The sequence below is a fragment of the Paenibacillus sp. M-152 genome (genome assembly GCF_003856555.1).
GTDB lineage: Bacteria > Bacillota > Bacilli > Paenibacillales > Paenibacillaceae > Paenibacillus > Paenibacillus polymyxa_C.
Genome location: NZ_CP034141.1, coordinates 614,200 through 630,321 on the forward strand (window position 1 = coordinate 614,200; position 16,122 = coordinate 630,321).

At 47.8% G+C, this 16,122-nt stretch carries 10 protein-coding genes, 17 tRNA genes and 3 rRNA genes; 24 read left to right on the forward strand and 6 right to left on the reverse strand.

The window, feature by feature from the left end; all coding sequences use genetic code 11:
- Window positions 1-25: 25 nt before the first annotated feature.
- Complete coding sequence (locus EGM68_RS25945) at window positions 26-145, forward strand: hypothetical protein (protein WP_013369112.1); 120 nt, start codon at window positions 26-28, stop codon at window positions 143-145.
- A gap of 183 nt (window positions 146-328) precedes the next feature.
- Here EGM68_RS25945 and EGM68_RS02740 read toward each other — a convergent pair whose 3' ends face one another.
- The 3 genes from EGM68_RS02740 to EGM68_RS02750 all read right to left on the reverse strand — a co-directional run bounded on the left by EGM68_RS02740 (window position 329) and on the right by EGM68_RS02750 (window position 3,082).
- The gene (locus EGM68_RS02740) at window positions 329-508 is read right to left on the reverse strand and encodes a hypothetical protein (RefSeq protein ID WP_080567850.1); all 180 of its coding nucleotides are present in this window, start codon (window positions 506-508) and stop codon (window positions 329-331) included.
- 91 nt (window positions 509-599) lie between these two features.
- Window positions 600-2,147 (reverse strand): gluconokinase, encoded by a 1,548-nt coding sequence (gene gntK / locus EGM68_RS02745; RefSeq protein ID WP_129548610.1) that lies wholly within the window; start codon window positions 2,145-2,147, stop codon window positions 600-602.
- A 239-nt stretch (window positions 2,148-2,386) separates the two neighbouring features.
- The gene (locus EGM68_RS02750; protein WP_025678719.1) at window positions 2,387-3,082 is read right to left on the reverse strand and encodes a GntR family transcriptional regulator; all 696 of its coding nucleotides are present in this window, start codon (window positions 3,080-3,082) and stop codon (window positions 2,387-2,389) included.
- Window positions 3,083-3,274: 192 nt separating this feature from the next.
- On the opposite strand from EGM68_RS02750, the gene map reads away from it, so the two are divergent.
- Window positions 3,275-4,021, forward strand: coding sequence for a type I methionyl aminopeptidase (map, locus tag EGM68_RS02755; protein ID WP_013369117.1), 747 nt, complete (start codon window positions 3,275-3,277; stop codon window positions 4,019-4,021).
- A gap of 281 nt (window positions 4,022-4,302) precedes the next feature.
- On the opposite strand, the gene EGM68_RS26475 is transcribed toward map, so the two are convergent.
- On the reverse strand, window positions 4,303-4,530 hold the full coding sequence (locus EGM68_RS26475; protein ID WP_129550282.1) for an SDR family NAD(P)-dependent oxidoreductase: 228 nt from the start codon (window positions 4,528-4,530) through the stop codon (window positions 4,303-4,305).
- 577 nt (window positions 4,531-5,107) lie between these two features.
- On the opposite strand from EGM68_RS26475, the gene EGM68_RS02765 reads away from it, so the two are divergent.
- The 21 genes from EGM68_RS02765 to EGM68_RS02865 all read left to right on the forward strand — a co-directional run bounded on the left by EGM68_RS02765 (window position 5,108) and on the right by EGM68_RS02865 (window position 13,809).
- A 16S ribosomal RNA gene (locus EGM68_RS02765) occupies window positions 5,108-6,661 on the forward strand.
- Between the two features lie 274 nt (window positions 6,662-6,935).
- Window positions 6,936-9,861 (forward strand): 23S ribosomal RNA (locus EGM68_RS02770).
- A gap of 78 nt (window positions 9,862-9,939) precedes the next feature.
- Window positions 9,940-10,056, forward strand: a 5S ribosomal RNA gene (gene rrf / locus EGM68_RS02775).
- Together the 16S, 23S and 5S rRNA genes with 17 tRNA genes alongside form the textbook arrangement of a ribosomal RNA operon.
- 82 nt (window positions 10,057-10,138) lie before the next feature.
- Window positions 10,139-10,214, forward strand: a tRNA-Ala gene (locus EGM68_RS02780).
- Between the two features lie 4 nt (window positions 10,215-10,218).
- A tRNA-Asn gene (locus tag EGM68_RS02785) sits at window positions 10,219-10,294 on the forward strand.
- A 3-nt stretch (window positions 10,295-10,297) separates the two neighbouring features.
- A tRNA-Ser gene (locus tag EGM68_RS02790) sits at window positions 10,298-10,389 on the forward strand.
- 19 nt (window positions 10,390-10,408) lie between these two features.
- Window positions 10,409-10,480, forward strand: a tRNA-Glu gene (locus tag EGM68_RS02795).
- Between the two features lie 9 nt (window positions 10,481-10,489).
- Window positions 10,490-10,565, forward strand: a tRNA-Val gene (locus tag EGM68_RS02800).
- Between the two features lie 29 nt (window positions 10,566-10,594).
- A tRNA-Met gene (locus EGM68_RS02805) sits at window positions 10,595-10,668 on the forward strand.
- A gap of 25 nt (window positions 10,669-10,693) precedes the next feature.
- Window positions 10,694-10,770, forward strand: a tRNA-Asp gene (locus EGM68_RS02810).
- A gap of 13 nt (window positions 10,771-10,783) precedes the next feature.
- Window positions 10,784-10,859 (forward strand) — tRNA-Thr (locus EGM68_RS02815).
- A 4-nt stretch (window positions 10,860-10,863) separates the two neighbouring features.
- Window positions 10,864-10,949 (forward strand) — tRNA-Tyr (locus tag EGM68_RS02820).
- Between the two features lie 102 nt (window positions 10,950-11,051).
- A tRNA-Gln gene (locus EGM68_RS02825) sits at window positions 11,052-11,126 on the forward strand.
- Window positions 11,127-11,130: 4 nt separating this feature from the next.
- Window positions 11,131-11,206 (forward strand) — tRNA-Lys (locus EGM68_RS02830).
- A 12-nt stretch (window positions 11,207-11,218) separates the two neighbouring features.
- A tRNA-Leu gene (locus tag EGM68_RS02835) sits at window positions 11,219-11,299 on the forward strand.
- A gap of 10 nt (window positions 11,300-11,309) precedes the next feature.
- Window positions 11,310-11,384 (forward strand) — tRNA-Gly (locus EGM68_RS02840).
- Between the two features lie 5 nt (window positions 11,385-11,389).
- A tRNA-Arg gene (locus EGM68_RS02845) sits at window positions 11,390-11,466 on the forward strand.
- 12 nt (window positions 11,467-11,478) lie between these two features.
- Window positions 11,479-11,558 (forward strand) — tRNA-Leu (locus EGM68_RS02850).
- 7 nt (window positions 11,559-11,565) lie between these two features.
- Window positions 11,566-11,642: transfer RNA gene (locus EGM68_RS02855), tRNA-Pro, on the forward strand.
- Between the two features lie 7 nt (window positions 11,643-11,649).
- A tRNA-Gly gene (locus EGM68_RS02860) sits at window positions 11,650-11,720 on the forward strand.
- 1,126 nt (window positions 11,721-12,846) lie between these two features.
- Window positions 12,847-13,809 carry a glycoside hydrolase family 26 protein gene (locus EGM68_RS02865; RefSeq protein ID WP_129548611.1) on the forward strand — a complete coding sequence of 321 codons (963 nt, stop codon included), beginning with the start codon at window positions 12,847-12,849 and terminating at the stop codon, window positions 13,807-13,809.
- 230 nt (window positions 13,810-14,039) lie between these two features.
- Here the strand turns inward: EGM68_RS02865 and EGM68_RS02870 are convergent, their stop codons facing one another.
- Together EGM68_RS02870 and EGM68_RS02875 are read right to left on the reverse strand one after the other, a co-directional pair.
- Window positions 14,040-14,537, reverse strand: coding sequence for a CcdC family protein (locus tag EGM68_RS02870; protein ID WP_025676051.1), 498 nt, complete (start codon window positions 14,535-14,537; stop codon window positions 14,040-14,042).
- 164 nt (window positions 14,538-14,701) lie between these two features.
- Window positions 14,702-15,178, reverse strand: a complete 477-nt coding sequence (locus EGM68_RS02875; RefSeq protein ID WP_013369120.1) for a disulfide oxidoreductase — start codon at window positions 15,176-15,178, stop codon at window positions 14,702-14,704.
- 230 nt (window positions 15,179-15,408) lie between these two features.
- On the opposite strand from EGM68_RS02875, the gene EGM68_RS02880 reads away from it, so the two are divergent.
- Entirely contained in the window at window positions 15,409-16,035 is a 627-nt protein-coding gene (locus EGM68_RS02880) for a nitroreductase family protein (RefSeq protein WP_013369121.1), read from the forward strand.
- Window positions 16,036-16,122 lie beyond the last annotated feature (87 nt).

Here is a 16,122-nt window from a genome sequence, read left to right on the forward strand (position 1 = left end):
TAAATGAGCGAAGGGAGTGTTGTAAATGAGTCATATGTGCGGAGTAGGCGGTATGGGTTGCGGTGTAGGTGCCTGGACCTCTGTAGGGGCGATTCTGGTACTGTTTATTTTGCTGGTGATTATCTCTAAAACTCTGTTTCTGTAATTTATGTAATTTCGGTTATAGACGATTTCCTGTAAAGTGCACTGATGTTGCTCTGCAAAACGAAGGGCGCACAACAATAAAGCGAAGGCCCTTGATGAGAAGGGGCTTCGCTTTATAAGTTTAAGGAGCCTGTGGTTTGCTTCTGTGTTACGTTGTACTCCGCCCCTGCTTCGTGTGGTTTGGCTAGGAACTGGAGTAATGACGGCGTTTATCCTTGTAATATCGGTGACCGTTATGGCTGTTCTTGTATCCGTCTGATGAAGAATGGCGTTTACGGTCGTAATAACGATCTGAGCTGCTGTATCGCCGCTTATGGGAATGAGAGGTGGAATGTAGCAGGCGGTGCAGTAAGTTTTTGAGCATCGTCTAATCCTCCTTCTTATCCTATCCAACTGACATAGACAGGTCTTATAAAACGATAATACGCAACAGTGTTAGAACAGGTTCCACTAATTTAAAATTGTAGGGACTTGGCCTGAAATTCTGCGATATCCTTGAACTCTTCTTCAAATTTACGGGAAATGCGAATATAGATCGGCAGTAAATCGCGATAGATATCTACATGCTCTGCCGCAGGTTTATGCTGATGAGTGGTGCCGATCATACCGGATACTGCATCTAGCGAATCAATTCGCCCTAACGCGTACAAGCCTAGAATGGCTGCACCTAGACATGAGCTTTCCAGACTTTCGGGAATAATGACTTCCTGGTCGAAAATATCCGCCATGAGCTGTCTCCATAGCTCCGAGCGTGCAAATCCACCCGTGGCATGAATGACTGACGGTCTGTCGATGACTTCTTCCATAGCGAGCATGACTGTATACAGATTGAACAGTACGCCCTCCAGTGCGGCGCGAATCATGTGCTCTTTTTTGTGCCGCAGGGACAGGCCGAAGAAGGATCCGCGCGCATTTGGGTCCCACAGAGGAGCGCGTTCGCCGGATAGATACGGAAGGAAAAGCAGACCGTCCGAGCCGGGCCGCACCTGTTCCGCGATTTGGGTCAGTACATGATACGGATCAATTCCCAAGCGTTTGGCAGTTTCCACCTCAGAGGCTGCAAATTCATCCCGTATCCAGCGGAAAACGATACCGCCGTTGTTCACCGGGCCGCCGATGACCCACAGCTTTTCGGTCAAGGCGTAACAGAAAAAGCGCCCTTTGGCATCGGTGAGAGGCTTATCAACTACAGTACGGATGGCTCCGCTGGTGCCGATGGTAACAGCGACAACTCCAGGTTTGATTGCATTCACACCGAGGTTGGATAAGACACCGTCACTGGCTCCGATCACAAAAGGTGTCGTCTCCAGCAGGCCCATGTCATGTGCATAGGCTGCGTCAAGCCCTTTTAGCACATGAGTTGTCGGCACCAGTTCGGACAGTTGCTCCTTCGTCACACCTGCAATAGTGAGCGCTTCCTCGTCCCAATCCAGCTGCTTCAAATTCATGAGTCCGGTAGCGGAGGCGATCGAGTGATCCACGACATATCGGTGGAATAACCGGGCAAAGACATATTCCTTTATAGAAATGAATTTGTACGTCTGGGCCGCAACATCCGGTAAATCTCGTGTAATCCACATCAGTTTCGTCAGCGGTGACATGGGGTGAATGGGCGTTCCAGTGCGTAAGTAAATATCGTGTCCATTGTATTTGTGTTTGAGCGCTTTAGCCCATTTGGCACTACGGTTATCTGCCCAAGTGATGGAGGCGGTCAGTGGTTTACCGTTCTTGTCTACCGCCAGTACGCTGTGCATAGCGGAACTAAAGGAGACGAACAGCACATGTTCGGCGGGTACTCCGCTTTGTGTCATGACCTCTTGCACCGTCGTTACGACAGCTTTGAAAATATCTTCAGGGTCCTGTTCTGCCGCATCTGGCTCAGGTGTATGGAGTGGATAGCCCACATGATACTGCGCGGCAATATTGCCGTTTTCTTCGAAAAGCACTGCCTTGGTACTGGTTGTGCCAATATCGACGCCGATCATATATCGGGTTTCAGTCATATTCATTCTCCTCTTCACTTACCTTATTAGCTCATTATCGTTAAATTAACACATTCAGCAGCATAATCAAACCGAAAGCGACCAGGGAGAGGATGGTTCCATAACATTCAAAAGAATGAAGGCAACAATATGTATAGATAAATGTATACTTGTCGACAATTGAGTCTAAAAAAAGAGCCGCGTCAGCTGGAGCACGCATAAAGACGCGGTACATTTGCTCTTTGCCAAGCATGTTGCAACTAGGATAATGTCTTTCTATAGGAGGACAAAACGCTATCGTTAACCGCGTTGCGGGTGTCTCGATAATGTTCCTCGATAAGTCGTGACAACTCCTGAGCATTCGCTTGTTTTAAAGCATTTGCAAAGGTGCGGTGCTTGCGAATTGTGACTTGAGATTCTTCGATGTTAGACGCAAATCGTTGTTCTGTCGCAGCCAGCATAACTGTCAGGATCAACTGTCTCATACCATTCCAGGTATGGAGAATACGGGTATGGCCTGCTTCCAGAACCAGAGCTTCATGAAAATTAAAATCCTGAAGAGAAAACTCAGCGATATCCCTGTGCTTGAGAGCGACTTCCATTTTGTCGATCATCTGATTTAAAGTGGTTACCAATATGCTATTATCCTTATGTACATACCTTTGAACAACAAAATGCTCAATCAGCATTCGTACGTCGAATAGCTCCTCCATATCACTGGGTGTCATGCCGATCACAACCGCCCCCATGCGCTCCAAACGGATAAGTCCTTCGCCTGAGAGCACTTTCATGGCTTCACGCACAGGAGAACGACTGGTACCAAAATCGGTAGCAATCTGATTCTCAGATAGAACAGTGCCGGGTGTCTGCATACCGCGTATAATCTGAAGTCGGAGTTCACAAGCAATCCTCTCTCCAAGCGATGCGCCCTGTAACCAGGTTGTTGGATATTTCATAGAATACTCCTATCTTGCAAATAATTTTGCATACTTGTATACAAATTATGGAGTATTATAAACCCCGTTTAAGCCCCTGTAAACGGTATCAATTGACATCGGTTCCATTTCACTGCTTTTAGCGTTACAATAGAAACAGAAAAAAGAAGCAGCGAAAAGTGGAACGAACACGGATAAGAAGGAGAACGTTTAATGATTATCATTAAAACCAAAGAACAAATTGAAAATATGAAGAAAGCCGGCGAAATTTTGGCTGCTTGCCACCGGGAAATTGCCAAAATGATTAAGCCGGGTATTACGACACTGGAAATCGACGCCTTTGCAGAATCATTTATGAAGAAGCACGGCGCAACGCCGGAGCAAAAGGGTTATAACGGCTACCAGTTTGCAACTTGTGGTTCACCTAATGATGTGATTTGCCACGGCTTTCCTAACAAAACACCATTGAAGGACGGCGACATCGTGACGATCGACATGGTTGTGAACCTGAATGGCTGGTTGGCGGATTCTGCTTGGTCGTACGCGGTAGGGAATGTGTCTGAGCAGGCACAAAAGCTGTTGGACGTTACCAAAGAGTCTCTGTATAAAGGGATTGAGCAAGCTGTTGTTGGTAATCGGATCGGGGATATTTCCCATGCGATCCAAACTTACGCGGAAGCGGAAGGCTTCTCGGTCGTACGCGAATTTATTGGGCATGGCATTGGGGAAGAAATGCATGAGCAACCGCAGGTTCCACATTACGGACCTCCGCACCGTGGACCACGCTTGAAAGAGGGCATGGTCATTACAATTGAGCCGATGCTCAACACAGGCACATACCGTAGTAAAATTGATGCGGACGGCTGGACCGCGCGTACGTTGGACGGCGGTTTGTCGGCACAATACGAGCATACGCTGGCAATTACAGCAGACGGTCCAATCATTTTGACCCAGCAATAAAAGCATGCATCCATCAGTAACGTACAGACTAACGAATTAAATAAGTAGACATATTACAGAAAAGAGGCTGTCCAAAGGACAGCCTCTTTTACCACGTGCATTCTATAAAAGAATTCTCTGACGCGGATTAGTTCTGTAAGTGGACTGTATTTCACGGTTCTGCATGTAGTGAGAATGACCGGACTGACAACCTATGGAAGAAGGCTACTTTTCTGCTGAAGAAAAGAAGAGCCTGATGCTGACGGTGATGGGAAAGCATATATGTGAAATATACAAGGATGCTATTTTTTTGGGTAAGTAATTTTAAAAAGTACCAAGCCAACATCAATCGTTAATGTTGATCCAATTATATAGGAAGCTTCGTCAGAGAGAATCAAGCGATACCTTTTGCAACTGCTGGATCGCCAGCTCGCTTCATTGGTAAGACCTTGAATTGCATGTTTTGATGCCACGTAAGCGCCGTATGCCGGAAATGTTTTCAGACCAGCAATGGAAGAAACATTGACAATTGACCCTCCGCCATTTTAGCATTTGTTGGATCTCGATTTTCATGCTTCAATATACACTTAAATGCATTAGTTTTATGGTGTTCAAAACAAGGTCATTATCTGACTTTAGCTAATGATGCTTGCTCTAAAGCAATTGCCTGCATGCAATAGATCCAGTTAAATACTCATGATGTCTATAATGAAGAAAAACAAATTCAAAGGTTTAATGGATACAGTTGTAGAACTGATGTTGAAAAAAATCGATTGGTGGTTATTAACTGGAATTTTTTACATGTTGTAATCAGTAAAGCTTAATGGTATATTATTTGAGCTGACAACAAAACAGCCGTTTCGAAAAAGAATAATTAGGGCGAAACAATCTTCGAAAAGAAGAAAAAAATAACCCTTGCATTTTTGGAATGAACATGATATGATCTTATAGCTGCTGAAAAACGCAGTGAAAAAGAATTTGATCTTTGAAAACTGAACAACGAGTGAGTAAACTGATTTTGTTCGCAAAATCAACAATGAGATATTTTATCTCGTCAGTTTCAACATGAGCTAATCGCTCTTTCTATAAACCAGCTTCGGTTGGTCTTTAATGGAGAGTTTGATCCTGGCTCAGGACGAACGCTGGCGGCGTGCCTAATACATGCAAGTCGAGCGGGGTTGTTTAGAAGCTTGCTTCTACATAACCTAGCGGCGGACGGGTGAGTAACACGTAGGCAACCTGCCCACAAGACAGGGATAACTACCGGAAACGGTAGCTAATACCCGATACATCCTTTTCCTGCATGGGAGAAGGAGGAAAGGCGGAGCAATCTGTCACTTGTGGATGGGCCTGCGGCGCATTAGCTAGTTGGTGGGGTAAAGGCCTACCAAGGCGACGATGCGTAGCCGACCTGAGAGGGTGATCGGCCACACTGGGACTGAGACACGGCCCAGACTCCTACGGGAGGCAGCAGTAGGGAATCTTCCGCAATGGGCGAAAGCCTGACGGAGCAACGCCGCGTGAGTGATGAAGGTTTTCGGATCGTAAAGCTCTGTTGCCAGGGAAGAACGTCTTGTAGAGTAACTGCTACAAGAGTGACGGTACCTGAGAAGAAAGCCCCGGCTAACTACGTGCCAGCAGCCGCGGTAATACGTAGGGGGCAAGCGTTGTCCGGAATTATTGGGCGTAAAGCGCGCGCAGGCGGCTCTTTAAGTCTGGTGTTTAATCCCGAGGCTCAACTTCGGGTCGCACTGGAAACTGGAGAGCTTGAGTGCAGAAGAGGAGAGTGGAATTCCACGTGTAGCGGTGAAATGCGTAGAGATGTGGAGGAACACCAGTGGCGAAGGCGACTCTCTGGGCTGTAACTGACGCTGAGGCGCGAAAGCGTGGGGAGCAAACAGGATTAGATACCCTGGTAGTCCACGCCGTAAACGATGAATGCTAGGTGTTAGGGGTTTCGATACTCTTGGTGCCGAAGTTAACACATTAAGCATTCCGCCTGGGGAGTACGGTCGCAAGACTGAAACTCAAAGGAATTGACGGGGACCCGCACAAGCAGTGGAGTATGTGGTTTAATTCGAAGCAACGCGAAGAACCTTACCAGGTCTTGACATCCCTCTGACCGGTCTAGAGATAGGCCTTTCCTTCGGGACAGAGGAGACAGGTGGTGCATGGTTGTCGTCAGCTCGTGTCGTGAGATGTTGGGTTAAGTCCCGCAACGAGCGCAACCCTTATGCTTAGTTGCCAGCAGGTCAAGCTGGGCACTCTAAGCAGACTGCCGGTGACAAACCGGAGGAAGGTGGGGATGACGTCAAATCATCATGCCCCTTATGACCTGGGCTACACACGTACTACAATGGCCGGTACAACGGGAAGCGAAGCCGCGAGGTGGAGCCAATCCTAGAAAAGCCGGTCTCAGTTCGGATTGTAGGCTGCAACTCGCCTACATGAAGTCGGAATTGCTAGTAATCGCGGATCAGCATGCCGCGGTGAATACGTTCCCGGGTCTTGTACACACCGCCCGTCACACCACGAGAGTTTACAACACCCGAAGTCGGTGAGGTAACCGCAAGGAGCCAGCCGCCGAAGGTGGGGTAGATGATTGGGGTGAAGTCGTAACAAGGTAGCCGTATCGGAAGGTGCGGCTGGATCACCTCCTTTCTATGGAGAATCGTTTCCTGCAATGGAAACATTCAAATATGAAGCGTAAGCTTCAAACTTACTCACTCGTTGCTCAGTTTTGAGAGTTCAAACTCTCAAATTGCACCTTGAAAACTGGATACCGAAACGAAATTGCGTTTTAGAATATTCCTTTAAGCTGATCTTGTGTAAACAAGTGAAATAAAGGTAGCAGATAAGGAAAGATATTTTGCTTGTAGCAAAAATCATTTTCTTATTAAACATCGACATTTTCTTTCTGCGAAAGAAAAGTCTAGGTTAAGCTACAAAGAGCACACGGAGGATGCCTAGGCGCCAGGAGCCGACGAAGGACGTGGCGAACAACGATAAAGCCTCGGGGAGCTGTAAGCAAGCTTTGATCCGGGGATGTCCGAATGGGGAAACCCGGCTGTCTTCATCGACAGTCACTACTCACTGAATTCATAGGTGAGTGAGAGGCAGACCAGGGGAACTGAAACATCTAAGTACCCTGAGGAAGAGAAAACAATAGTGATTCCGTCAGTAGCGGCGAGCGAACGCGGATTAGCCCAAACCAAGGAGCTTGCTCCTTGGGGTTGTGGGACGTCTCACATGGAGTTACAAAGGAACCGGTTAGATGAAGAGGTCTGGAAAGGCCCGCCAGAGAAGGTAAAAGCCCTGTAGTTCAAAACTTGTTCCCTCCGAGACGGATCCCGAGTAGTGCGGGGCACGTGAAACCCCGTATGAATCCGGCAGGACCATCTGCCAAGGCTAAATACTCCCTGGCGACCGATAGTGAAGCAGTACCGTGAGGGAAAGGTGAAAAGCACCCCGGAAGGGGAGTGAAATAGATCCTGAAACCGTGTGCTTACAAGAAGTCAGAGCCCGATCTATGGGTGATGGCGTGCCTTTTGTAGAATGAACCGGCGAGTTACGTTCCCGTGCAAGGTTAAGGTGAAGAGCTGAAGCCGCAGCGAAAGCGAGTCTGAATAGGGCGACTGAGTACGTGGACGTAGACCCGAAACCGGGTGATCTACCCCTGTCCAGGGTGAAGGTGCGGTAACACGCACTGGAGGCCCGAACCCACGCATGTTGAAAAATGCGGGGATGAGGTGGGGGTAGCGGAGAAATTCCAATCGAACCCGGAGATAGCTGGTTCTCCCCGAAATAGCTTTAGGGCTAGCCTCGGAAAAAAGAATCGTGGAGGTAGAGCACTGATTGGGTGCGGGGCCCGCAAGGGTTACCAAGCTCAGTCAAACTCCGAATGCCATAGATTTAGTTCCGGGAGTCAGACAGTGAGTGCTAAGATCCATTGTCGAAAGGGAAACAGCCCAGACCATCAGCTAAGGTCCCCAAGTGTGTGTTAAGTGGGAAAGGATGTGGAGTTGCACAGACAACCAGGATGTTGGCTTAGAAGCAGCCACCATTGAAAGAGTGCGTAATAGCTCACTGGTCGAGTGACTCTGCGCCGAAAATGTAACGGGGCTAAACACACCACCGAAGCTATGGCTTGATGCATTGCATCAGGGGTAGGGGAGCGTTGAATGCGGGTTGAAGGTGTACCGGAAGGAGCGCTGGACTGCATTCAAGTGAGAATGCCGGTATGAGTAACGAAAAGATCTGTGAGAATCAGATCCGCCGAAAGCCTAAGGGTTCCTGAGGAAGGTTCGTCCGCTCAGGGTAAGTCGGGACCTAAGGCGAGGCCGATAGGCGTAGTCGAAGGACAACAGGTAGAAATTCCTGTACCACCGTAATCCGTGATGAGCGATGGGGTGACGCAGTAGGGTAGTGACGCGGACTGATGGATGTCCGTCTAAGCAGTGAGGCTGATGTGTAGGCAAATCCGCACATCGTAAGGCTGGGCTGTGATGGGGAGCGAAAATTATAGTAGCGAAGGTCATGATCTCAGACTGCCAAGAAAAGCCTCTAGCCAGGAGAAGGTGCCCGTACCGCAAACCGACACAGGTAGGCGAGAAGAGAATTCTAAGGCGCGCGGAAGAACTCTCGTTAAGGAACTCGGCAAAATGACCCCGTAACTTCGGGAGAAGGGGTGCCTCGGTAGGGTGAATAGCCCGAGGGGGCCGCAGTGAAAAGGCCCAAGCGACTGTTTAGCAAAAACACAGGTCTGTGCGAAGCCGCAAGGCGAAGTATACGGGCTGACGCCTGCCCGGTGCTGGAAGGTTAAGGGGAGTGGTAAGCCTTCGGGCGAAGCTATGAACCGAAGCCCCAGTAAACGGCGGCCGTAACTATAACGGTCCTAAGGTAGCGAAATTCCTTGTCAGGTAAATTCTGACCCGCACGAATGGCGTAACGACTTGGGCGCTGTCTCAACGAGAGATCCGGTGAAATTTTAATACCTGTGAAGATGCAGGTTACCCGCGACAAGACGGAAAGACCCCATGGAGCTTTACTGCAGCTTGATATTGAATTTGGGTACGATCTGTACAGGATAGGTGGGAGCCGTTGAACTTTGAGCGCCAGCTTGAAGGGAGGCATCCTTGGGATACCACCCTGATCGTATCTAGGTTCTAACTTGGTACCGTGATCCGGTGCGAGGACAGTGTCAGGTGGGCAGTTTGACTGGGGCGGTCGCCTCCTAAAGAGTAACGGAGGCGCCCCAAGGTTCCCTCAGAATGGTTGGAAATCATTCGAAGAGTGCAAAGGCAGAAGGGAGCTTGACTGCGAGACCTACAAGTCGAGCAGGGACGAAAGTCGGGCTTAGTGATCCGGTGGTACCGCATGGAAGGGCCATCGCTCAACGGATAAAAGCTACCCTGGGGATAACAGGCTTATCTCCCCCAAGAGTCCACATCGACGGGGAGGTTTGGCACCTCGATGTCGGCTCATCGCATCCTGGGGCTGAAGTAGGTCCCAAGGGTTGGGCTGTTCGCCCATTAAAGCGGTACGCGAGCTGGGTTCAGAACGTCGTGAGACAGTTCGGTCCCTATCTGTCGTGGGCGTAGGAAATTTGAGAGGAGCTGTCCTTAGTACGAGAGGACCGGGATGGACGTACCGCTGGTGTACCAGTTGTTCCGCCAGGAGCACCGCTGGGTAGCTATGTACGGAAGGGATAAGCGCTGAAAGCATCTAAGCGTGAAGCCCCCCTCAAGATGAGATTTCCCAGTATGTAAGACCCCTTGAAGACGACGAGGTAGATAGGTTGGGGGTGGAAGTGCAGTAATGCATGGAGCTGACCAATACTAATCGGTCGAGGGCTTATCCTAAAGATAAGACGCAAGGAAGTTTCGGATCCAGTTTTCAAGGTGTAACCTTGAAGTTAGAATTTGCGAGGCAAATTCATGTTTGGTGGCGATAGCGGAGGGGTTCCACACGTACCCATCCCGAACACGACCGTTAAGCCCTCCAGCGCCGATGGTACTTGGACCGCAGGGTCCTGGGAGAGTAGGACGCCGCCAAGCATAAGCCCCTTCTCTGGGGATTTTTTTTCGCCTGTAAGACTAACCTCTACATAATCAGAATTTTAATGGTTATTTCTAAGATGGGGCTATAGCTCAGCTGGGAGAGCGCCTGCCTTGCACGCAGGAGGTCAGGGGTTCGATCCCCCTTGGCTCCACCAATATTCCCTGATAGCTCAGTTGGTAGAGCACTCGACTGTTAATCGAGTTGTCACAGGTTCGAGTCCTGTTCGGGGAGCCATATGGAGAGGTGTCCGAGTTGGCCGAAGGAGCACGATTGGAAATCGTGTAGGCGCCAAAAGCGTCTCGAGGGTTCGAATCCCTCTCTCTCCGCCAGCTCTTATAATAGATATGTGGCCCGTTGGTCAAGGGGTTAAGACACCTCCCTTTCACGGAGGTAACAGGGGTTCGAATCCCCTACGGGTCATAGTAGTATGGAGGCTTAGCTCAGCTGGGAGAGCATCTGCCTTACAAGCAGAGGGTCGGGGGTTCGATCCCCTCAGCCTCCACCATGAATAATATTGAGAGATACCTTTAATGTCGCGGGGTGGAGCAGTTCGGTAGCTCGTCGGGCTCATAACCCGAAGGTCGTAGGTTCAAATCCTGCCCCCGCAATTAATTTCCTATTAGAAATGCCTCTGGAACTGTGGTGTAGAGGCCTAACATGCCTGCCTGTCACGCAGGAGATCGCGGGTTCGAATCCCGTCAGTTCCGCCATTTAACTTAATATGCCGGTGTAGCTCAACTGGTAGAGCAACTGACTTGTAATCAGTAGGTTGGGGGTTCAAGTCCTCTCGCCGGCACCATTTTGGAGGATTAGCGAAGTGGCCAAACGCATCAGACTGTAAATCTGCTCCCTTACGGGTTCGGTGGTTCGAATCCATCATCCTCCACCAGTTTTATTATTATGGTGGTCGTGACGAATGGATTAACGTACCGAATTGTGGCTACGGCATTCGTGGGTCCAAGGCCCATTGATCGCCCTGTTAAATACATAATGGGGATTAGCCAAGCGGTAAGGCAACGGACTTTGACTCCGTCATGCATAGGTTCAAATCCTATATCCCCAGCCATTAAGAGCCATTAGCTCAGTTGGTAGAGCACCTGACTTTTAATCAGGGTGTCGAAGGTTCGAGTCCTTCATGGCTCACCATTATCATTGTATGCGCGTGTGGCGGAATTGGCAGACGCACTAGACTTAGGATCTAGCGTCTTTGACGTGGGGGTTCAAGTCCCTCCACGCGCATATTGTTTTTGCGGACGTGGCTCAGCGGTAGAGCATCGCCTTGCCAAGGCGAGGGTCGCGGGTTCGATTCCCGTCGTCCGCTCCATATTTGCGCCCTTAGCTCAGCTGGATAGAGCGTTTGACTACGAATCAAAAGGCCGGGAGTTCGAATCTCTCAGGGCGCGCCATTAACTTCATAAGCCGGTGTGGCGGAATTGGCAGACGCGCGCGACTCAAAATCGTGAGGGAAACCGTGGAGGTTCGAGTCCTCTCACCGGCATCTATTACGGGATGTAGCTCAGCTTGGTAGAGCACCTGGTTTGGGACCAGGGGGTCGCATGTTCAAATCGTGTCATCCCGACCATTTTTTTGCGGGTGTAGTTCAATGGTAGAACTCCAGCCTTCCAAGCTGGTAGCGTGGGTTCGATTCCCATCACCCGCTTTCTATAGATGAAAAAAGAGACGGCTTATGCCATCTCTTTTTTTTGTACTTTTAAAAAATATCGTGTTCTAGTCAATAAAGCTCAAGAGTTAGAACATTATAGTCTAAATCGATGAGATTGCAATTGTTATACTTCATGGATTTACACAGACTGGCTACTCATCGTCCTTACTAAGCTAACATACCCCGTTAGTTGCCCCACTATTTTAAAACTCCTTTTCTAATTCAAGTCGCTCGGAGCTCCAATCCCATAACTCGATAGCACGATTGTAGTTGTATGATTTCTCTGAAGATTTGATTTCTTTGGATCCGTCCCACTTTGAATAGAGTTGGTGAGTACAAGCTTTGTTAGACCATTTCCTGATTGTTTGGTTGTACGAATGCTGGAACGAAACGGAGTAATGGCATTACATTATTCGACATAAATCGCAGGAAGAAGAATAGGAAACTGGTGAATAATAGTTTCACCTCTAAAAACCGAATTTGGCCCAAAGGCCGAATATCGGTTTTTTTGTTTCATGAGTGCCAAGCCAACATTTTAAAGAAAATAAACGCTATGTTTTCAGAGTGATCAGTTTAGTTCTAATAGACGCTAGTGATCCACCGTTGCTAACTATTCTGCACGTGTGTTTATTTTCTAGGCTACTGATAACAGGATACGTTAAGTGTGTGATTATGAATCTTCTATATAGTCCAAAAATAGCAATAATTTGAATCCGAATTCATAAGAGTGAAATAAAAAGATTTCCTTTATTACACACTTAGTCTCTACCACACTTTGCGAAGGTTGTTTATTTATTGTTATACGAATTAATTTTTGATCTAATAGAACTATTTCAACCTTTTTCCTTGATGTCGATATAATTGAGGGTCGCAAAAGTGTATTCCTTTAGGCAAATGGAGATCAACTCGCTAAAACGAAAAATATGTAGGTTGCGAATCAGAATTGTCTTATTGAACAGGAGGGGTGTACTAGAAAAAAGACTCATTACGGAACTCAGAATTGAGGAAAAACGGAGGTTATGTTTATGGACAATAAGAATGATAAAAGTTGCTGGATGAAGTGATTGACCATAAGCCTTGCGATTACAAGCAGCAAGATATAAACATTAGGAGGATAACCAATATGAATTCATTCAAGAAAACGAAGAGCTTGATCAGCGCCCTGACCGGGGCTGCACTATTATTCTCGCTACCAATAACGGCAGGCGCGGAGAGCAATATCAACTATACAGGCATGTTCCTGGGCTATGACGGAAGTGTAAACACCAGCCCTGTCTGGACCTACAACCCTGACATTGTCTCCTATGATCTGCTGAACTGGAACCAGGGGGGCACCGATGCAGCCTCCATTACCTCTAATAGCGCCTCCGTCATCCAAGACCTGGGGAAAATCGTCACCGTTTCCACCCACATGCCCAATCCTCAGGGTGGAAATGTAAACGCCCCAATGTCTGATTCCGATTTTAATATCTTGGCCAATACAGACATTTCATCCATCAATTCGTCCAGCCCCGCATGGCTACAAAATTATAAGGCCCAGGTTGACAATGTTGTGACCGGTCTGCAAAAGTTTAACTCATCCCCCGTTTACTACAGACCCTTCCATGAAATGAACGGAGGCTGGTTCTGGTGGGGAAACAAGAATACGACAGACTATAAGAACCTGTACATCAATTTGTACAATTACATCGTGACGACCAATGGCATGTCCAACGTCAATTTTGTCTATGCCCCAAATAAAGGAGCTAACGCGGCTGCTTATTACCCCGGCTCTAGCTATGTCACATGGATTGGCATCGATGCTTACAGCGATGATCCGTCCAATGACAATGAAATCAAGATGGCTTACAATGACATCAAAGGACTTGGCAAAACTTACGGCTTTTGCGAAATTGGACCAGCCGTGGGTGGCGACCATGTGGATCGCAACAATAATCAGCTCAAGGAATTCGATTATTCGCTTTGGAACAACGCCCTGAATGAAGTCTACACTGGAGCAAGCTTCTTTATCACCTGGGATGGCGCTTATGCTCCGCAGAATAACACAAACGGCAGCGTGCTGTTTACAAAGCAGAGCTCCCAGTAAGTGCCTAGCGCCCGGCGTCCAGGCAGCATGGCATCAAGGCGTTAATCCCAAGCTGACCGCAGAACCTTGGGAGAGTGAGACGTTTTCAAGAACGACAACAAAAAGCACCACCTTAATGAATTGGCCCCTGATAGACTAAAAAGACCCAAAAGACACGACCTCCTGTTAGGAGAAGGGGTCTTTTGGGTCTACACAGCAACATGCGAGTATGCACGTTAAATATCGGTTGGTCAGATGCGGACTTCCGCCTCGTCCGGAACGAACTGACGATATTGAAAATACATACGGAGCCGCCAGTGTAACAACGTCCCGAAGGCTAGTATGAAAAATAGCCCTGCTGTTTGCGGGATGGTAATGTAATGCTGAATAAATTCATGCAGCAGCAATCGGACGATCAGCAGGCTGATCAGGATAAAAAAGAAGGTGCGCGAGCGTTGCACGAAAACCAGCCCTTCTTGTAACTCAAATTTGGTGCTGCGGATCAACGGGTAGGAAAAAATAAACCAGCCGATCAGAAAAGCGCCCAGCGCCCAAAGCCAGGGAACCCGTACTTCTGGCACCACAAACATCATAAAGCCAGTGCTCATGCCGAGCGGAGGAATGATGATTTTTTTGGCATTAATCGGGCGATGACCTGTCTTCATACGGATGAAAATAGCCGATATAGCGATTAAGATCATACCGAAAGTTGCGCCATATTGCAGCAATGGGGTGCTGATATGAAACATGGACTGGCCCCCTCTATAAGGAATATAAGCGTTATTGGACAGACTGCAAACCTTTTACATTATAGCACATATGCAATGGATATATTTAGTTACAGTCTTTCCTCCGGCAAGCGGATTATACGCCTTTTGGTGGTAACCGGCCCTATAATCGGGTCTCTTTCATCTTATGCGAGTTCTTGTGCTTGTACCTCACCTGCGGCTGATTTTTTCTCTTGGCGCATGATATAAACCATCGCTGCAATAATAAGGATAAAAGCAATGAGTGCGAGAAACGGAATGGTGATGAAATCCAACCAGTTCAAATAATCCTGTTCACAGGACACTCTGCCGCAGGCCGTTGAAGTTTGTGTGGCAGCTTTGGCGGCTGCATGGATGCGCTGAATAATAAAATGATAGGCCGAAATCGCACCACCGATGACGGCTAATGGCATAACGTAAATACGTATTTTCGTATCGCCTCGAAAATATGCGATTCCGAGCAGAAGGGTCAGGGGATACATTAGAATGCGCTGAAACCAGCACAGCTTACAAGGCTCATACCCCAAGATTTCGCTGAGATACAGACTGCCCAATGTCGCCACACAAGCTACTACCCACGCGGCAAATAAAGCAATATCCGTTTTTTTAAACGATCCGATCATAGTAACGCTCCTTTTTAAATTCAAATGAGAACAGTATGAACTCATCGTGTCTTGTCCCATCGGCAGGCATTTGCCGATATGCATGTCTTTATCCGTATTGTACTGTATTTTGAGTGCGGGGTCATACTTAAACATATTGACATCATTCACTATCATTTTTATAATTGCAGTAGTTTGGGAAGTTAATAAAGATTCAAGATATATATTAAGAAATTAGGAGTGTGCCCAGAATGTCGAGCAGCCGGAAAAATGAAACCTTATCTGTTATTAGTGAAAGACACGCGGTAAAAAGCTATGTAAAGGATTTTAAAATGCCAGAGGAAGATCTAGAAGCTATCTTGACTGCCGCGGTAGAAGCTCCTTCCGCTTGGAACCTTCAACATTGGAAATTCCTTGTTATCGAAAGTGAAGCGGACAAACAAAAATTGCTGCCTATCGCCTACAACCAAGGTCAAGTAGCAGAGAGCTCTGTTACGATTGCCGTACTGGGTGATTTGGAAGCCAACCGCAATGCTGTCATTTATGATCAAGCGGTAGAAGCAGGCGCATTGCCAGCGGAAATCCGTGACGCATTGGTAGGTCAAATCAATGGTGCTTATCAAAACCCGCAGGTAGCTCGCGATGCAGCGATCCTGAACTCTGCTCTTGCAGCACAAAACATTATGCTGGCTGCTAAATCTTTGGGCTACGATACTTGCGCAATGGGCGGATTTATTCCAGCACAATTGATCGAGCAATTCAATATTCCAGCACGATACCTGCCAACCATGCTCATTAGTGTAGGTAAGGCACAAGTGCCAGCACGTCCATCAGGACGTTTCCCACTGTCTGACGTTGTTGTAAAAGGCAGCTTCTAAGAAAAATAGTGAATATAAAAGGGTGTTCCTGCAACCATTTGTGGCGGGGAACACCCTTTTTTACATCGTTTTAAACTGTCAAAATCC